Annotated in this window: 18 protein-coding genes; 11 read left to right on the top strand and 7 right to left on the bottom strand. The window is 71.6% G+C overall.

Annotated features, from left to right (window positions below):
* Positions 1-4: 4 nt before the first annotated feature.
* From AC07TY_RS13075 to AC07TY_RS13065, 3 genes are all read left to right on the top strand, one after another.
* Positions 5-1159: a tetratricopeptide repeat protein gene (locus tag AC07TY_RS13075; RefSeq protein WP_494785628.1), complete on the top strand. Its 1155-nt coding sequence runs from the start codon at positions 5-7 to the stop codon at positions 1157-1159.
* Positions 1160-1164: 5 nt separating this feature from the next.
* On the top strand, positions 1165-1617 hold the full coding sequence (locus AC07TY_RS13070) for a SprT-like domain-containing protein (RefSeq protein WP_123506871.1): 453 nt from the start codon (positions 1165-1167) through the stop codon (positions 1615-1617).
* A gap of 95 nt (positions 1618-1712) precedes the next feature.
* Positions 1713-2369, top strand: coding sequence for a CGNR zinc finger domain-containing protein (locus AC07TY_RS13065; RefSeq protein WP_488625361.1), 657 nt, complete (start codon positions 1713-1715; stop codon positions 2367-2369).
* 75 nt (positions 2370-2444) lie between these two features.
* Here AC07TY_RS13065 and AC07TY_RS13060 read toward each other — a convergent pair whose 3' ends face one another.
* The gene (locus AC07TY_RS13060; protein WP_494785627.1) at positions 2445-2747 is read right to left on the bottom strand and encodes a DUF427 domain-containing protein; all 303 of its coding nucleotides are present in this window, start codon (positions 2745-2747) and stop codon (positions 2445-2447) included.
* Positions 2748-2768: 21 nt separating this feature from the next.
* Positions 2769-3308, bottom strand: a complete 540-nt coding sequence (locus AC07TY_RS13055) for a 2-phosphosulfolactate phosphatase (protein WP_494785626.1) — start codon at positions 3306-3308, stop codon at positions 2769-2771.
* Between the two features lie 85 nt (positions 3309-3393).
* Here AC07TY_RS13055 and AC07TY_RS13050 point away from each other — a divergent pair, with 85 nt between their 5' ends.
* Together AC07TY_RS13050 and AC07TY_RS13045 are read left to right on the top strand one after the other, a co-directional pair.
* Positions 3394-3879 carry a hypothetical protein gene (locus tag AC07TY_RS13050; protein WP_123506867.1) on the top strand — a complete coding sequence of 162 codons (486 nt, stop codon included), beginning with the start codon at positions 3394-3396 and terminating at the stop codon, positions 3877-3879.
* 109 nt (positions 3880-3988) lie between these two features.
* Positions 3989-4618, top strand: coding sequence for a DUF1684 domain-containing protein (locus AC07TY_RS13045; RefSeq protein WP_494785625.1), 630 nt, complete (start codon positions 3989-3991; stop codon positions 4616-4618).
* 72 nt (positions 4619-4690) lie between these two features.
* Here the strand turns inward: AC07TY_RS13045 and AC07TY_RS13040 are convergent, their stop codons facing one another.
* Complete coding sequence (locus tag AC07TY_RS13040; RefSeq protein WP_494785624.1) at positions 4691-5233, bottom strand: hypothetical protein; 543 nt, start codon at positions 5231-5233, stop codon at positions 4691-4693.
* Between the two features lie 617 nt (positions 5234-5850).
* On the opposite strand from AC07TY_RS13040, the gene AC07TY_RS13035 reads away from it, so the two are divergent.
* Both AC07TY_RS13035 and AC07TY_RS13030 read left to right on the top strand, forming a co-directional pair.
* Positions 5851-7650 carry a DEAD/DEAH box helicase gene (locus tag AC07TY_RS13035; RefSeq protein ID WP_494785623.1) on the top strand — a complete coding sequence of 600 codons (1800 nt, stop codon included), beginning with the start codon at positions 5851-5853 and terminating at the stop codon, positions 7648-7650.
* 180 nt (positions 7651-7830) lie between these two features.
* The gene (locus AC07TY_RS13030) at positions 7831-8718 is read left to right on the top strand and encodes an alpha/beta fold hydrolase (protein WP_158614258.1); all 888 of its coding nucleotides are present in this window, start codon (positions 7831-7833) and stop codon (positions 8716-8718) included.
* Positions 8719-8728: 10 nt separating this feature from the next.
* Here AC07TY_RS13030 and AC07TY_RS13025 read toward each other — a convergent pair whose 3' ends face one another.
* Entirely contained in the window at positions 8729-9682 is a 954-nt protein-coding gene (locus tag AC07TY_RS13025) for an ArsR/SmtB family transcription factor (RefSeq protein ID WP_123506862.1), read from the bottom strand.
* 56 nt (positions 9683-9738) lie between these two features.
* On the opposite strand from AC07TY_RS13025, the gene AC07TY_RS13020 reads away from it, so the two are divergent.
* Positions 9739-10974, top strand: a complete 1236-nt coding sequence (locus AC07TY_RS13020) for an MFS transporter (RefSeq protein ID WP_494785622.1) — start codon at positions 9739-9741, stop codon at positions 10972-10974.
* A 43-nt stretch (positions 10975-11017) separates the two neighbouring features.
* Positions 11018-12004, top strand: a complete 987-nt coding sequence (locus tag AC07TY_RS13015; protein ID WP_494785621.1) for an SDR family oxidoreductase — start codon at positions 11018-11020, stop codon at positions 12002-12004.
* Positions 12005-12010: 6 nt separating this feature from the next.
* On the opposite strand, the gene AC07TY_RS13010 is transcribed toward AC07TY_RS13015, so the two are convergent.
* Positions 12011-12724 carry a GDSL-type esterase/lipase family protein gene (locus AC07TY_RS13010; RefSeq protein ID WP_494785620.1) on the bottom strand — a complete coding sequence of 238 codons (714 nt, stop codon included), beginning with the start codon at positions 12722-12724 and terminating at the stop codon, positions 12011-12013.
* A gap of 160 nt (positions 12725-12884) precedes the next feature.
* Between AC07TY_RS13010 and AC07TY_RS13005 the strand changes: the two genes are divergently transcribed.
* Together AC07TY_RS13005 and AC07TY_RS13000 are read left to right on the top strand one after the other, a co-directional pair.
* Positions 12885-13637, top strand: a complete 753-nt coding sequence (locus AC07TY_RS13005) for a carbohydrate ABC transporter permease (RefSeq protein WP_494785619.1) — start codon at positions 12885-12887, stop codon at positions 13635-13637.
* A 341-nt stretch (positions 13638-13978) separates the two neighbouring features.
* Positions 13979-14464, top strand: a complete 486-nt coding sequence (locus AC07TY_RS13000; RefSeq protein WP_123506855.1) for a glutathione peroxidase — start codon at positions 13979-13981, stop codon at positions 14462-14464.
* Positions 14465-14558: 94 nt separating this feature from the next.
* On the opposite strand, the gene AC07TY_RS12995 is transcribed toward AC07TY_RS13000, so the two are convergent.
* On the bottom strand, positions 14559-15218 hold the full coding sequence (locus AC07TY_RS12995) for a TetR/AcrR family transcriptional regulator (protein ID WP_494785618.1): 660 nt from the start codon (positions 15216-15218) through the stop codon (positions 14559-14561).
* A gap of 127 nt (positions 15219-15345) precedes the next feature.
* Positions 15346-16806 (bottom strand): AAA family ATPase, encoded by a 1461-nt coding sequence (locus AC07TY_RS12990; protein WP_494785617.1) that lies wholly within the window; start codon positions 16804-16806, stop codon positions 15346-15348.
* Positions 16807-16840: the final 34 nt, after the last annotated feature.

Genomic DNA, 16840 nt, shown 5'->3' with positions numbered 1-16840 from the left:
ATCGATGACCGAGCACGACCACTCCGACAACGACGCGCACGGTGGCCCCACCAGCCGCCCCGTGCCCGCGAGCCTGACCGCACCCATCGTGCCGACGGGCCCCACGGGCCTGTCCGCTGCTTCGGGTGCGGCCCACTTCGACCCCGTCTCGCTGCGGCCCGCCGTCGACGTCACGGCCCTCGAGCACCGGCTGTCCGAGCTCGGCGCCAGCCGCAGCACGGCCGCCCTGGGCGAGCGCGCCGACCTGCTGCGCATGCTCGGCCGCCTCGACGAGGCTCTCGCCATCAGCGAGGAGGCGTTCCGCCTCGCCCACTTCACCGGCGACCGCGCCGACTCCGCCGCCGCGCGCATCCGCCGCGCGTACGTGTTCAAGGAGCAGGGCCGCCTCGAGCGCGCCTACAGCGACCTCCACACCAGCCGTCTGAGCGCCGCCACCGAGGAGTGGCACGCTCTCGAGGCCGCCGCCGCCGAGCTCGAGGGCTACACGCTCTACGACCTCGGCCGCTTCGAGGAGGCCCGCGAGGCGCTCGGCGCCGCCCTGGCCGCCTACGAGAAGGCCGGCGCCCCGGCCGAGCGCACGAACGGCCTCCGCGTCGCGATCGAGGGCGTCATGCGGGCGATCCTGCAGGGGTCGGCCGTCCCGCTCGTCGAGCCGATCGAGGAGCCCGCCGACGAGGTCGTCGAGCCCGAGGTCGAGCCGATGGTCACGCCCATCGTCGTCCAGCCGTCGCCGTTCGTCGTCCGCGACGAGCCCGTCGACGCCGAACAGGACGACGCCGACGCGATCGAGGGCGACACCGCTCCCCCGCCGCTCTTCCGCACCACGGGGTCGCCGGCGTTCCTGACGCCGTCCGACACCGCGACCGAGACTCCGGCACGCCTCGACCCGGCCGCAGCGCGGCTCGATCCCGACGCGCCCGTCGATGAGCCCGTCCCCGACGCCGCGTCGATCGGCGTCGAGACGCAGGCCATCGCCGTCCCCCACGCGACGGCGCCCGGCACCGTCCGACTCGACGTCGACGACGAAGACCGGAACGAAGACGACGAGCCGGCCGCGACCGGCTTCGACGCCGAGGTGACCCGCGCCCGAAAGGCCGCGCGCAGCATCTGGGGCGCGTTCGACGCATCCCAGGCGGACCGCCCGAGCGACCGCTCCTAGCCGACGTGGCCGATCTGGCCCGCGTTCGGCACTGGGCTGCGGCCCTGATCGCGCTCCACCTCGACCCGTCGTGGACGTTCGGCTTCGACAACGCCAAGACCCGCGCGGGCCTCTGCAACTACGCCTCCAAGCGGATCACGGTCTCGCGCCACCTCGCCGGGCGGTACGACGACGACGAGATCCACCAGGTGCTCCTGCACGAGGTCGCGCACGCCATCGCCGGGTCCCGCGCCGGTCACGGCCCGAAGTGGGCCACGACCGCAGCCGACCTCGGCTACATCGGCGGCCGGCTCCACGACGGCGCGATCGCATCGGAGCTCGCGCCCTGGGTGGGCCGCTGCCCGGCCGGCCACGAGCACTACCGGTACCGCGCGCCGTCGCGGCCGCTGGCGTGCGGGCGCTGCGCGCGGCGCTTCGACGACGCCAACCTCATCACGTGGGTGAAGCGCGCGGTCTAGACCCCGTGCTCCGGCACCCGCGCAACCCCGCGGCCCAGGTCCAGTGCCGCTCCGTGGGGTGCACCGTGCGAGACCAGACCGGCTACGGTGGTTACATGCCCGAGACGACCTGGTTCCGCTCCGACACCGGCGTCCGCTGGGCCTTCGAGTCGGGCGCGACGTGCCTCGACTTCGCGTACCTCGGCGGCTTCGCCCCCGACGCGTTCGGCCCCGCCTCCGGGCTCCCCGGTGCGACAACCGACTCCGCGTGGGACGGCCTCCTCGTCGCCGCCGACCTCGGCGACTGGCTCGCCGAGCGCTTCGGGCCGCTCGGCGCCGCGCCTTCCGACCGCGAGCTCACCGACGCCCGAGCCCTCCGCGATGCGATCGCCCGCCTGGCGCTCAGCGCCGCCGACGGCCACGCCCCGCAGTCGCGCGACATCGACGCGGTCAACCTCTACGCTGCGGTGCCCGACGTGCCGCCGTCGCTTCCGGGCGGCGGCCGCCAGGCCGGGGCCGTGCGCCTGCGGGTGAGCCAGGCGATGGCGTCCGTCGCGCGCGACGCCGTGCACCTGCTCGCCGGCGTCGGGTTCGTCGGCGACCCGGCGCGGCGCCTGCGACGGTGCGCGGCCGACGACTGCGGGCTGGTCTTCCACGACGACTCGCGCGCCGGAACACGCCGGTGGTGCTCGATGACGAAGTGCGGCAACCGGGCGAAGGTGCGGGCACATCGGGCGCGGGCCGCAGTTCCTGCGAGCAAGCCTCAGGCCTGAGCAGAAGGCGACGCAGCCCCGGGGTTAACGACGTCGACCCCCCACTCGGCGGGGTCGAACGACCAGGCGAGGCGTCTACTCGACGACCTGCACCTCTTTCCAGAAGGCGACGTAGTTCGAGAAGTCCTTGCCGACGCGGTCGAACGCGGTCGGGTACGGGGTGGGGTAGCTGAAGGCGCGGTCCTGGAGGCCGTTCACCGAGAAATACTGGCACTCGCCCTTCCAGGGGCAGGTGTAGGGGGTGTCGGTCTTCTCGAGGAGCGCGTCGTTGACGCTCGCCGGCGGGAAGTACCAGTTGCCCTCGATCTTGATGAGGTCGGCTTCGGGGGCCTCTGCCACCACGGTTCCGTCGAGTACTGCCTTCATTTCGTCCTCCAAGGGTTGTTGACGGGGTGAACGCTACCCGCGCGAGGTGAATTCCCGCAGGGTGGCGACGGCGGCCGCGTGCTCTCGCCGCTGGTCGCGGACGTCGGCGAGTTCCTGCCCCGATGTCGAGGCCGTGAGCAGATGCGCCGTCGCGCGACGGAGCCCCTGCCAGGCGGCGCACGCGGCTGCGGCCTCGGGCGACGAGAAGTCGATGCCGACCGCGGCGAGGGCGTCGACGACTGCTCCGGCGGCGAGGTGGTCTTCGACGGCCGTGCGGAATCCGTCGTCGTCGATCGAACCGGCGCCCACGACGGCCACGACGGCGCGGTCGCCGAGCTGCTCCTGAAGCGCGAGCACGTGCGCGGCGGCGTCCTGAGCCGACGTCTCGGTGGCGCAGAGCACGGCGACGTTCGGCGGGCAGGCGTCGGTCACCGCGGCGGCGAGCAGGGCGGCCGACGCCGACCCGTGTCCGTCCAGCTCGTCGGCCACGACGACGACGTGGGCGCCCTCCGCGATGCGCCGGGCACCGGCCTCGCCCCACTCGAACCGGACCTGGTAGCGCTCCTGATGCATGGCTCCAGGCTAGCCAGGTTGTTCGAGCCAGCCAGGATGTCTGGCCAGCCAGGTCGTCCGGGCCGGGCGGGTGCAGACTGGCCCCATGCACGTGCAGCTCAAGCTCACCCTCGCCTGCTCTCCGGCCGCCGCGATCGACGCGCTCGCGAACCCCGAGGTCATGGTCGCCGTCACCCGCCCGCTCGTGAAGTACCGCTCGCTCTCGCGCTTCCCTCGCCGCTGGAGTTCCGAGCCGCACCTCGTGAGCGCCAGCATCCTCGGCGTCTTCCCGCTCGGTCGCACGCACGTCGACCTGAGCTGGCGCACAGTGCAGGGTGCGCGCATCCAAGAAGACACCGGCACGGGGGTCGCAGGAACGTTCCGCACCCTGTCCATCCGCCATCGGATGGCGGTGTCGCCCGCTCCGCTCCCCTCCGGCCTGCCGCGCGGGACCCTCCTCCGCGACCGCCTCGAGTTCGACGCGGGCCTCCTCGGCCCGCTGCTCTGGCCGGGGCTGTGGCTCGTGTGGCAGTGGCGCGGGTACCGCATGCGCCGGCTCGCGCCGACGTGGACGACCCCGGCGCGCGCGTAGCCGTCGGTGGCCGCGTCGGCGGGTGCTCGTCGGGTTCGGCGCGTCTCCGGGGGTACGCCCGAGCCGACCGCCACCCGCCCATCCACCCACGGCGAGTAGCGTCGGGACCGTGAATCAGCCCGCGCAGTACGCCCTCGACATCGCCTCGTGGCGCCGCACCATCCACGACACCTACCGCTCCGTGCGCGAGGCCGCCGACCTCGAGGCGGCCCACGACCTCTGGCGCCGAACCCGCGACGACCTCTTCGCCACGCACCCCTCGACTCCCCTCCTGCTCGAGGACCGCCCGGTCTTCACCGGCCTCCCCACCAAGCCCTACGACAGGAACTGGCGGTTCGAGGTCGAGGTCACCCCGGCACCCGCCCACCGCATGGTCGTCCCCACCGGCACCGACGGCGACGTGCCCTTCGACCGCGTCGGGCTCGTCGACGTGCCCGGTGTCGGCTCCCTCGACGTCTGGCGCCTCGGCTCGTATGGCGGCGGCATCTTCGTGCCCGTGAAAGACGCCCTCGCCGGCAAGCCCGGAGGCACCTACGGCGGCGGCCGCTATCTCATCGACACGGTCAAGGGCGCCGACCTGGGCCCCGGGGCGGCGCCGGGCAGCCTCGTGCTCGACTTCAACTTCGCCTACAACCCCAGCTGCGCCTACGACCCGGCGTGGGCCTGCCCACTCGCGCAGCCGGGAAACACGGTGGCCGTGGAGATCCCCGTCGGCGAGCGGTACTCGGGCGCGCACTGAGCCGCTTCGCGTTCGCTCTCCGAGTCGATCCGGGCAGAAACGCGGCTGCGGCTCCGTTTCTGCCCGATCTGACTAGCTGACGAGATAGGCCGCCACCTCGAGCGCGAACCACAGCAGGTGCGCCCCGGCAACCAGCACGACCACCCGCCGCGCGGCCGCACGCACCGTCATCCGCGCCATCGATTCTCCATCGCCCAGCACGAGCGCCTCGGCCATGGCCACCACCGGCAAGAATGCCGCGCCCACGGTCGTCCACGCCTGAGGCAGGAACTCGCCCCCGAACCCGCTGCCGTCGTCGGGCGCGAACGTGGTCCCGAGTCCGAGGACCACCAGCGGGACTCCGAGCAGCGCCAGGGTCGCCACCGTTCCGAGCATCGCCCCGGCGATCGCGCCCGGCCACGGCCAGTGCGGCGTCGGCCGCCGCAGCACGACGACCGTCGCGGCCGACAGCGCCACGACCGCGAGGGCGGCCACGACGGCCGCCGGGATCCAGTGCCCGTCGGCCCGTGCGTGAAACCAGAGCGCGATGTCGGCTGCTCCCAGAGCGGCCCACGCCCCGAGCACCGCGAGCGTCACGCCGACGTCTGTGACGGCACGGGTCGCGGTAGAGGTCATGCCTCCAGCGTCGCTCGCCCGCGCCGCTCCCGCGTCGCCCGCGGGTTCGACAGGCGTCGTCCGCAGGTCGCTCTGCGACCAGGACGTCCTGCGAACTCGGGCGGGACGCCAGGCTGAGATTCTCACCCGCTTGCACGACTCGACCAGTCGGCGTGGCTAACGCGGCGGCGGCGGGCAGTTGTCGCCGCAGCCCTCCCAGCCAGCCCATTCGACTGCTGAGTCGTCGGTGATCGCTCCCATCGGGTCGTCGGGATCGGGCCGGATGCCGGGCGGCCACTCGGTGGGGCTGGGCACCGCGGCCGGACCCGTCGGGAACTCCGATCCGTGGTCCGAGGGCGAGGGTTCAGCAGTGAAAGACCCCGTGAAAGCGACCGCTAGCGCTGAAACGCCCATGCTGTAGGCTTGGATCACTTGCGAGTCGACCCGATCGGCTCCCTGCGTCGTAGTACGCCCCTCTGATCCCGACCTCGCACCTACCAGCGAGTCACGGAATCGCGAAGCTCACTCTGCGGCGAAACGATCGAGCGAAACCGCTCCGTCGCCACATTCGAGTCCAGCTGCGCCGTTGACAGACGCACGCCCAGGAGGCTCGAAAACCTGTGCCTGAAAGGCAACCATTGACTGACACCCTCACCCCCGCCGTCGAGCAGGACGAGAACACCACGACCTTCGCGTCGCTCGGCGTCCCCGCCCCGATCGTCAAGGCCCTGAGCGCCGACGGTAAGACCACCGCGTTCCCGATCCAGGTCGACACGCTCCCCGACACGCTCTCGGGCCGCGACGTCCTCGGCCGCGGAAAGACCGGCTCCGGCAAGACCCTCGCCTTCTCCATCCCGATGGCCGCCCGCCTCGGCGGCTCGCTCGCCGGCGGCAAGCGCCGTCCGGGTCGTCCGCTGGGCCTCGTGCTCGCTCCGACCCGCGAGCTCGCCACCCAGATCGACGCGGTCCTCGCGCCGATGGCTGCCGCCTACGGCATGAACACCACCACGATCTTCGGCGGCGTCTCGCAGAACCGCCAGGTCCAGGCGCTCAAGCAGGGCGTCGACATCATCGTGGCGTGCCCCGGACGCCTCGAAGACCTCATGAAGCAGGGCTTCGTGAAGCTCGACGCCATCGAGATGACCGTCCTCGACGAGGCCGACCACATGGCCGACCTGGGCTTCCTGCCCGGTGTGACCCGCATCCTGAAGGCCACGCCCGAGAACGGACAGCGCCTCCTGTTCAGCGCGACGCTGGACAACGGCGTCGACAAGCTCGTCAAGCAGTTCCTGCACAACGAGGTCCTGCACTCGGTCGACGAGGCGAACTCGCCCGTCGCCAAGATGACCCACCACGTGTTCGAGACCGAGTCGGTCGAGACCAAGAAGGCCCTGATCAACACGCTCGCCTCGGGCCAGGGCCGCCGCATCCTCTTCATGCGCACGAAGCACCACGCCAAGAAGCTCGCCAAGCAGCTGACCGAGTCGGGCATCCCGGCCGTCGACCTGCACGGCAACCTCTCGCAGCCGCAGCGCGACCGCAACCTGGCTGCCTTCCAGGACGGAACGGCCCGCGTCCTCGTCGCCACCGACGTCGCCGCCCGCGGTGTGCACGTCGACGACATCGAGCTCGTGATCCACGTCGACCCGCCGACCGAGCACAAAGCGTACCTGCACCGCTCGGGCCGCACGGCTCGTGCCGGGGCCGAAGGCGACGTGGTCACCCTCATCATCCCGAGCCAGCGTCGCGACGTCGCGCAGATGATGAAGAAGGCCGACATCCACGCGACCCCCGTCGCCGTGAAGCCCGACTCCAAAGAGGTCAAGGCCCTCGTCGGCGAGGTCGCCGCGTACGTGAAGCCCGCCCCCAAGTCGGAGCGCGCCGAGCAGCACCAGGGCGGCGGCCGCTCGACCGGCGCGAACGCCCAACGCAAGCGCGCCGCTCGCCAGACGTCCGACGGCTCGCCGATCGCCCGCAAGGACCGCTCGGGTCGCCCCGCGCAGTCCGGTGGAGCATCGACCGAAGGAACTCGGGGCGCTCGCCAGCAGGGCGGCGCCGGTCGCGGTCGCGGCCAGGCCGCCGGCGGTCGAGGCGGCCAGGGCGGGCGCAGCCAGGCCCCCCGCACCGGCAGCTCCACCTTCTACTCGACGGAGTCCGGCGCCGGGTCGTCGACCCCGGTCCGCGACGAGCGTCCGGCGCGCGACGAGCGCCAGCCGCGCCGCGCCCAGAGCGACGGCGGCTCGAGCCGCACGAACTCGACCCGGAACGACCAGGCGGCGTTCGCCGCGGAGCAGTCCGGCCAGCCCGGCGCGCGTCGCGACGGCAACGGCGGCGGCTCGCGCCGGGCGTCGTCGGCCGGCGGTCGCCCGGCGTCGCTCAAGGTGGGGGCGCTCGTGCGCGGCAGCGCGCCCCGCAACGGCGGCGGTCGCGGCCGCTAGGCGGAGTTCCTGCGCCCTCGCTGTCTTTCGAGATGGCGGGGGCGTTCTCCGTTTAACGAGGGCCGAGCGCAACCCCCGCCGCGAATCTGGGCGACCCCGGCGCAGACGTGGTGGCCTGGAGGGGACGACGAAAGGGGCCCCATGGCCGATCGACAGTATGTTCTCCGTTCTGGACGCCGAGTGGGCACCTCAGCGGCCGGCGATCCGATCGCTCGCCGGCTGGTGCTGCTGTGCCACCCGACGCCGGGTGCGGGCGGATTCGACCCCGATCCGCGGATCACGGGTCCGTGGGGCGTGCACCTCCTGACCCTCGACCGCCCGGGGTACGGCGTCTCGGAGCCCGTGACCGATCCGGCCGACGCGTCGATCGCGCGGTGGGCCGACGATCTCGACGAGTACGTCTCGTCGGCGGAGCAGATGGCCGAAGAGACGCAGCGGGTCGACTTCGGCGCCGTGGGCCTGGTCGGCTGGGGCTCGGGTGGCGCCACCGCGCTCGCCTTCGCCGCCCGGCACCCCGATCGCGTGGACCGGGTGACGATCGTCGGCACGGCCGCTCCGAAGCGTCGGTCGCCGGTCGACAAATCGGCCGAGATCGCCGAATTCGCCCGGGTCAAGACCAACGCCAGCGTCGCCGAGGTGGCGGCCGGCCTCGAGCAGACCCCGTTCGCCACGTTCGCGGCGCTGGGCATCGCCGACGACGATCCGACGATGGCGCGGCTTCCCGAGCTCGACGCGATGGGCCTGAGATCGCGGCTCGGTCGCATGCTCGACGAGTCCGCCGTTCAGGGCGCGACCGGGTACGCGACCGATCTGCTGAGCCTCGCCGACGGCTCGTGGGCCGACGACCTGGGGTCGATCACGGCGTCGGTCCAGCTCGTCTACGGCGACTCCGACCCCGCCGCTGACGTCTCGGACGGGCACTGGTTCGCCGACCGGATCCCCGACGCGACGGTCGTCTCGGTGCAGGGCGCCGGGCGACTGGCGATCGTGGACGAGTGGGCGCGAATCCTGAAGCACGTCGCTCCGCAGCACGGGGCGATCGGCGAGGACGTGGCCGAGGGGCGCTGACGCGCGATGGTCAGCGCGCCAGGAGCGCCTGACCCAGCTCGCTGCGGAGGTAGAGCACGCTGCGGCCGTACCGCGTCGCCGTGACCAGGCCGCCGGCGTGGAGCGCGCGCAGGTGCTGGTTGACGGCCGACGTCGTGACGTCGAACCGCACGCCGAGCTCCGTCGACGACGCGGGCGACTCGAGAGCGACGAGCAGGGCCGCGCGCGTCTCGCCGAGCAGGGCGGCGACGGCTTCGACGGTGGCGGGCTTCTCGGTCTCCCAGAGGGCTCCGCGGCCACGGGCGGCGTAGAGCAGCAGGGGTGGCTCGTCGTCGTCGACCGCCGACGAGACCCGCCGCGAGAACATGGTCGGCACGAGGGTGAAGCCCCGGCCTGCGACGTCGATGGAGCGGTCGCGCGGATCGGTCGGCCTGACCGTCAGGACGTTGTCGGCGAACGACACGTTCTCGGCGATCTCGCCGAGCATCGCGGCGAGACCCGACTCGGCGATGCGACGGCCGCGGTGAACGATGTCAGCCTGCAGGATGCTCCGCATGCGCGGCCACCACGGCGCGAAGGTGGCGTTCCAGTAGGCCGAGAGCGCGGCGACGGTGCGGGCGAGGGCGCGACGCGGGGTCTGCCCGAAAGGAGCGGGCAGGGCGCCGTGTACCGCCTCGATCTGGGCGACGAAGAGGCTCGGCGACATCGCGGCGAGGGTCTGCAGCTCATCGTCGATCACCGTCAGGGGCGAGTCGGGGCGCGGGTTGAGGAAATCGGGGGTCCACAGCCGCTCGTCGACCAGCGCGAGCAGCACCTCGAGGTCCAGCGAGGCACGGGCCTCCTGAGTGCGCAGCAGCCACGGCAGCTGCAGCGGGTACCGGGCCGGCTCGCGAAGGGTGCGCAGCGACAGCCCCATCTCGCACAGCGGCGACACCCCGAACCGGATGTCGCCGAGATCGGTGTCGGTGAAGCGGTAGCGCAGCATGAAGCATCACGCTACATCCATCGCGCAGGAACTCGGGGTGGTGGCAGAAAGGTCAGGTGCCCCGCATCGCCACCCGACTCCGCCGACCGTTCGCCGACCCGGTGGTCCGCGTGCTCGCCACCGCCACGCTCGTCTCCACCCTCGGTCGCGGAGCCTTCTTCACGCTGACGGCGCTGTACTTCACCCTGATCGTCGGGCTCTCGGCGACGCAGGTCGCGCTCATCCTGACGGTGGCGAGCGCCGTCGGCGTCGGCACGTCGCTGCTCGGCGGCCACCTGTCAGACCGCCTGAGCGCACGGCGCCTGCTGTTCGCGCTCGTCGTCGCGCAAGGACTCGCGCTGCTCTCGTACGCCTTCGTGACGTCGTTCGGGGCGGTGCTGGTCGTCGCCTGCATCGTCAACGGGGTGCAGGCCGCCGCGAATGCCACGCGGTCCGCGGTCATCGCCCGGGCGTTCACCGGCCGCGCACGCGTGACGACGCGGGCCCTGCTGCGCACCGTCACCAACATCGGCATCGCCGTCGGATCGGCGGCCGCCGGAGCACCCCTGCTCATCGGCACGGGCACGGCCTTCCGCACGGCCATCGTGCTCGCCGCCTGCGCGACGCTCGCCAGCTCGCTCCCGCTCCTGCGACTCCCGGTGCGCGTGAATGCCTCCCCTGCCATCGCGACAGCAGACTCGGCCGGCGGCCGCTCCCCCTTCCGCGACCCCGCCTACCTCGCGATCACCGCGCTCTCCGGCCTGTTCGGCATCCAGTTCGCTCTCGCCGAGGTCGGCCTGCCGCTGTGGATCGTGCACGACACCGAGGCGCCGGTCATTCTCGTGTCGGTGATCCTGATCGTGAACACGGTGCTCGTCATCGCGCTGCAGATCCCGCTGGCGCGACGGACCGACACCATCGCCCGCTCGGGCCGCGCCGTCGGCATCGCCGGAGCCCTGATGCTCGGCGCCTGCGTGGCCTACGGCACCTCGGGCCGGACCGGCGCGATCGTCGCCGCGGGCCTGCTCGTGGTGGGCATGCTGTTCCACACGTTCGCCGAGATCCTCTCGTCGGCCGGCACCTGGAACCTCGGCTTCGAGCTCGCCGACCCGACCCGCGCCGGCGCCTACCAGGGCGTGTTCTCGATGGGCTTCTCGCTCGGCTCGCTGTTCGGGCCCCTCATCGTCGCGGCCACGGCACTGGCGCACGGGTTCGCCGGGTGGATGGTGCTCGCCGCGGTGTTCGTCGTGGCGGCCGGCGGGGTGGTGGCTGTGGTGCGCACGCGGGTTCGTGCTGCCGTTCCGGCGGCCTGACACATTTTGCTCGTGCCAACCCCAGACCTGATAGAACGGCATCATGCGAATCCTGTTCATTGGCGGCACCGGAATCATCAGCTCGGCCGCGGCCGTCCGAGCCCACTCCCTCGGCCACGAGGTCACCCTCCTGAATCGCGGAAGCTCGGCGATCAGACCCGTCCCGAGCGGAGTCGAGGTCGTCACGGGCGACGTCCGCGACCCGGCCTCCGTGCGGAACGCCATCGGCGACCGGATGTTCGACGTCGTCGTCGACTTCGTCGCATTCACGCCGGAGCAGGTGCAGGGCGACATCGACCTGTTCTCGGGGCGCACCGGGCAGTACGTCTTCATCAGCTCCGCCTCGGCGTACGCGAAGCCCGTGCCGTCGCTCCCGATCCGCGAGTCGTCGCCGCTGCGCAACCCGTTCTGGCAGTACTCGCGCGACAAGATCGCCTGCGAAGACCTGCTGATGAAGGCCTACCGCGACACCGGCTTCCCGATCACGATCATCCGCCCCTCGCACACCTACGACCGCACGGGCCTCCCGGTCACCGGCGGCTGGACCGTCATCGACCGCATGCGCCGCGGCCTCGACGTGATCGTGCCCGGCGACGGCACCTCGCTGTGGACGCTCACCCACACCGACGACTTCGCCAAGGCCTTCGTCGGCCTGCTCGGGCTGCCGTCGGCGGTCGGCGAGACGTTCCAGATCACCTCCGACGAGGCCATGCCCTGGAACGAGATCTACACGACGCTCGCGCGAGCCGCCGGCGTCGACGACCCGTCGCTCGTGCACGTCGCGAGCGAGACCATCGCGCTGGCCGAGCCCGAGTGGGGCCCGGGAATCCTGGGCGACAAGGCGCACTCGGTCGTGTTCGACAACAGCAAGGTGAAGGCGTTCGTGCCGGACTACGTCGCGACGATCCCGTGGGTCGCCGGGGCGGCCGAGATCCTGCGCTGGTTCGATGAAGACGAGTCGCGGCGCGTGGTGGACGCGCGCACCAACGAGGTGTTCGACCGACTCGTGCGGGCGGCGCGGCTGGACTAGCCGGCCCTAGACCTCGGCCGTCGCACCCACGAGCGCCGGCGCGACCGCCTGCGCCCACATCCGGTGCATGGCGCGGAACGAGAACGCGTGCTCGATGTACATCTCGGTGATCCGCCAGTCCGGGAAGGGAACGAAATCCGCGTCCATCTCGTCGGCGACCGCCGCGCTCACGGCGTTCAGCCGGGCGACCTGCGCCGAGATGAGAGCCCGCCCCGAGGGCTGGATCGGGCGGAAGTCCTGCATCGGGGGCACGCCCGCGATGGCGACGCGGGTCGACGCTCCGGCGGCCTGCCTCGCGGAGCCGACGATCGCCCGCAGGGACCTCCGCCACCGCTCGTCGTCGGTGCCGAGCAGCACGTCGGGGATCCCGAGGAGCACCACCACGACATCGGTCCCGGGCGTGACGACAGCATGCTGCGCCGCCTCGGAGATGGTGAGACTGGGGTCGGTGACGACGTCCCACGCGACTCCGCGTCCGGTGCGGGCACCCACGCAGCCCGCCACCTGAGCTGGCACCGCCATGCTCTCGTCGAGCACTCCGTAGCCGCTGACGGCGATGTCGCCGACGAACAGCATCCGAATCGGATCCTCCCCGTCGACGACCCGCTCGGCGGCGACCGTCGGAAAGATCCCGGCGGCGATGGTTCGGCGGTAGATGGCGAAGTGGGCGAGCAGAACGGGTCGGACGAGCCGGCGCAGCAGTGATCGGCTGAAGGGCATGGGAGGCGGGTGTCTCTCGTTGTCGCCGAGGATGTGCGGCGCGGGGCGGGTGGTGCGGGTGTGACTCCACACTGGCAGAAAGGAGGACACACTTCTGTCCCCCGATGGGGGCGATATCTCCCGTGACGAGGCGCGCGGGAGGTCCGCCTAGAGTGAGAGCGTGACGAAGGCGGGCATGTGGGGGCGGTTCGCGATCCTGCTGATCGCTTCTGCCGTGGCTCTGGTGCCGGTGGCGGTGGTGGTCTGGCGCGCGTTCGAGTTCGGGCCGGGCGGCGTCGCCGCGATCCTGCGCGGGCCTGCCCTGGCCTGGTTCGGCAACAGCCTCGCCGTCACGGGAGCGACCGTCATCGTGAGCCTGGTGGTGGCGGCGCCGGCCGCGTACGTGCTCTCGCGCGGGCGGTCGCGGCTGGTCGATGGATACTCGCTGGTGGTGTTCGCGCTGCAGTCGTTCCCGGTCTTCCTGGCCGTGGTGCCGCTGTTCGTGCTGTTCGCGCGAGCCGGGCTGGTCGACTCGCTGCCCGGCCTGACGCTCGTCTACATCGGCACGACGGTCGCCACCGTCGTCTTCATGCTGACCACTGCGATCGACGCGATCCCGCGGAGCCTCGAGGAGGCAGCGTGGATGGACGGCTGCAGCGTCGCCGGGGCCTTCGTGCGCATCGTGCTCAGGAACTGCCTGCCGGGCCTGGCCTCCGCCGGAGTCTTCGCCTTCCTCCTGGCCTGGAACGAGTACCTCGTCGCCCTGATCTTCCTGCGCTCGACGTCGAACTACACGCTCGGCATCGGTCTGAGCGCGGCGGGCGGGTCGCCGGCCCTCGCGGTGCTGATGATGCTGCCGCCGATCGCCGTCTTCCTGATCTTCCGTCGCCACTTCAGCGTCGGCGGCGTCGCGGGTGCCCTCGCCGGCACCTGACCGCCACGCCTCCTGGCAATTTCATAAGGATCCTGCGCGTGCCGGAGCCGCCGCACGCTCACTCCCGGCCCGGTTGTGCAGAATCTCTTGAGTCTTGGGGGCGGGCAGGCTACACGGAATCGTCATTGTGACCCGGCGCAACGGCGAGACTCCAGCTTTGGCCCCCGCCGGCGGTTCTAGCGGGGCTAATGCTGGAGTCTCGCGACCCTCGGGGCCCGATTCAGGGCGGGTGGTGCGACGACGGTAGCAGTTCCTGCGCCCCCTCCCCCCACCCAGAACGGGTGGGGACGGGAGTGCCCCGGCCCAGTCAATTCGCACGCTCGCGGGCATAGATTCAGGCCATGACTCTCGATGACATCGGCCTGACGACCCTCCGCGGGCAGGCCACCACGTTCGGCGCGTACTCCGACAAGGTCGTGCTCGTCGTCAACGTCGCATCGCGCTGCGGCCTCGCTCCCCAGTACGAGAAGCTCGAAGCGCTGCAGAAGCAGTACGGCGAGCGCGGCTTCACGGTGCTCGGCTTCCCGAGCAACCAGTTTCTGCAGGAGCTCGGCACCTCCGACAAGATCGAGGAGTACTGCTCGGCCACCTGGGGTGTGACGTTCCCGATGATGGAGAAGGTCAAGGTCAACGGCCGGTCGGCCCACCCGCTCTACTCCGAGCTCACGAAGACACCCGACGCGTCGGGCAAGGCCGGGCGCGTCACGTGGAACTTCGAGAAGTTCCTGGTGCTGCCGGGCGGCGAGGTGCTGCGGTTCCGGCCCAAGACCGAGCCCGATGCTCCCGAGATCGTGTCGGCGATCGAGAAGGCGCTCGTCGCGGCCTAGCTCGGCCTGCCGGGCCCGTTCGCCGAGAGGACGATCTTCGTCGATCTCGGCCTGCCGGGCGACAACGATGTCACTGTCGGCGCCTGAGGGCGGGTCAGACGGCGATGTCCCACACCGGCGCGGTGTAGGCGCGCGACCAGCCGGTCCGCAGGCGCGTGACGGCCCGGTCGTACGAGTCGAGGAGGTCCATGCGCGGGCGCACCATCCACTGGATCGTGAGCCCCTCGTAGAGGGCGACGAGCTGCTCGGCGCCGCGCGCCGGATCCATCGTGGCGGGCTCGCGGCCGAGCTCCACGTCGCGGGCGAGGTGGTGCTGCACGAGCTGGTGGAACTGCTTCCAGTCGTCGCGCAGCATCTGGCCCATCGGGTGATCGGGCAGCGCGGCGACGTTGAGGAGCGCCATGATGAGGCGCATGAGGGCCGGGTCGGCGAGGTTCGCTTCGACGATGCCGCGCAGGAAGACGACCGTGCCGTAGCGCTCCGCGATCGGCCTGAGCGGCTTCATCCGCTTGGCGTTCCAGCGGTCGACGGTGGCGAGCACGAGACCGTCGAACGTTCCGAACTGGCGCGTGATCATCTCGGTCGAGACTCCGGCCTCCTGAGCGACGTGCGCGAAGGTCACCTCGTGGAACGGGTGCTTGCTGAACATCGCGATCGCGCCGTCGACGATGGCCTTGCGGATCTCAGCGTCGGCCGAGAACGAGTCGGTCGTCGCGAATTCAGGGGAGGAGGGGTTTGCTGCCAGGTCGGTCACACCAGCAACAGTGGCAGGAACTGCATGCCCCTCGCGACCACCCGTTCTGGGCACTGACAGGCGTCGCCCGGTCGTGCAGTGGTCGTACGGCTCAGTGCTGTCGAACAGCTCAGTGCTGTCGAACCACTCAGTGCGCGAAGCCCTCGAACTGCGACTTCGTCACGACGACGTCGAAGCCGCCCTCGGCGTCGGCGTCGTCGTCCGATCCGCCGCCGCCGAGCAGAGACCTCGTGAGCGCCTCGCGGTCGGAGAGGAGAGCGTCGACGGCGGCCTCGAGGTGCGCGTCTGCCACGGGCTCGCCCGCGACCGCGGCGGAGAGCACCGCCCGCCGCATGAGCTCCTTGGCGAACGATCCGGTCGTCCCGTCGGCGCGCTCGGCCGCGGAGGCGATCGCCTCGTCGCTGAACGGGAGCGCCCCCGCGTATCGACGGAACAGCTGCGTTCGCGCCGCCAGATCGGGCAACGGGATCTCGACGGCGAGGTCGACGCGGCCGGGCCGCTCCGAGAGGGCGCTCTCCAGCATCTCGACGCGGTTCGTCGTCATCAGGAAGGTCACGTCGGCGTCGCCGGCGAGGCCGTCGAGTGCGTCGAGCACCTGGAAGAGGAGCGGCTGAGGGCCGGCGCTGAAGTCGCGGTCGCTGGCCACGAGGTCGATGTCCTCCAGGACGACGATGGCCGGCTGGAAGGTACGGGCGACCTCGGCGGCCATCGTGATGTAGCCGATGCTCGAGCCGGTCAGAAGGATCGCGGTGGTGCCCTCGGTCGCGCTGATCAGATGCCGGACCGTCATCGTCTTGCCGGTGCCGGGAGGTCCGTAGAGCAGCACGCCCCGCTTGAGGTGCTGCCCCGCGGCGAGAAGCGCGTCGCGGTGCCGGCCGATGCCGATGACGTGCTGCCGCACCTGGTCGATCACACCGGGCGCGAGAACGATCTCGTCGGCCCGGACGACGGGGCGCGCGACGAACGTCGCACCGGCCTCCATGCCGTACTCCGTCGACTCGAACGAGAGGACCTGGCCGCGGAGGACGCTCCGCGCGATCATCAGTCCCCGGAGGAGTTCCAGCGCCCTCTTCGATGTCTCGGCGTCGAGAGCGATCAGCTCGAGCGACACCGTCGACCGGCCGAACTGCGGAGCGGCGTCACGCTGTAGCACGGCGACGGGCTTGCCGTCGACACGCAGCTTCCAGATGCCGAACGCGACGACCTGCCGCGTCGACGCGGGCCCGGTGGCTCGTTCGGCGAAGTCGACCGGCCCGACGGTGAAACGGCCGTACGCGTTCGAGAGGATCTCCTGGAGGTCGGAGTGGTGCCTCTGCTGACCGCCGCCCACGCCGATCACCGAGTCGGGTCCGACTCCGCCGGCGAGCTCCGCCAGAGCGATGTCGGCGTCGGCCAGCCGGTGGGGCGCGATGGCCTCCGTGACGACCGAGAGCCGGGTCACATCGGCACCGAAGTACTCCGTCAGGTGGTCCTGGACGCTCGGCTCCCCGGTGTCGGCGTTCTGCTCGTGCTCGCGTACCACCCGCTCGATGAAGGTCGCGAAGGTTCGCAGGAACTTCGCCTCGTCGTCGTCGCGCTCGTTCGCCATCCTGGTCCCCCCGCCTCGTAGCCTGCCCCCACGC

The sequence above is a fragment of the Frondihabitans sp. GW821-FHT04F02 genome, assembly GCF_059420045.1.
This window is presented reverse-complemented; position numbering and strand designations above follow the sequence as displayed.

Bases quoted from the DNA above. Each gene is read 5' to 3' on its own strand.
- AC07TY_RS13075 (WP_494785628.1), top strand. From the start codon at position 5: ATGACCGAGCACGACCACTCCGACAACGACGCGCACGGTGGCCCCACC.
- AC07TY_RS13065 (WP_488625361.1), top strand. From the start codon at position 1,713: ATGCCCGAGACGACCTGGTTCCGCTCCGACACCGGCGTCCGCTGGGCC.
- AC07TY_RS13055 (WP_494785626.1), bottom strand. From the start codon at position 3,308: ATGCATCAGGAGCGCTACCAGGTCCGGTTCGAGTGGGGCGAGGCCGGT.
- AC07TY_RS13050 (WP_123506867.1), top strand. From the start codon at position 3,394: ATGCACGTGCAGCTCAAGCTCACCCTCGCCTGCTCTCCGGCCGCCGCG.
- AC07TY_RS13040 (WP_494785624.1), bottom strand. From the start codon at position 5,233: ATGACCTCTACCGCGACCCGTGCCGTCACAGACGTCGGCGTGACGCTC.
- AC07TY_RS13025 (WP_123506862.1), bottom strand. From the start codon at position 9,682: ATGCTGCGCTACCGCTTCACCGACACCGATCTCGGCGACATCCGGTTC.
- AC07TY_RS13015 (WP_494785621.1), top strand. From the start codon at position 11,018: ATGCGAATCCTGTTCATTGGCGGCACCGGAATCATCAGCTCGGCCGCG.
- AC07TY_RS13010 (WP_494785620.1), bottom strand. From the start codon at position 12,724: ATGCCCTTCAGCCGATCACTGCTGCGCCGGCTCGTCCGACCCGTTCTG.
- AC07TY_RS13000 (WP_123506855.1), top strand. From the start codon at position 13,979: ATGACTCTCGATGACATCGGCCTGACGACCCTCCGCGGGCAGGCCACC.
- AC07TY_RS12990 (WP_494785617.1), bottom strand. From the start codon at position 16,806: ATGGCGAACGAGCGCGACGACGACGAGGCGAAGTTCCTGCGAACCTTC.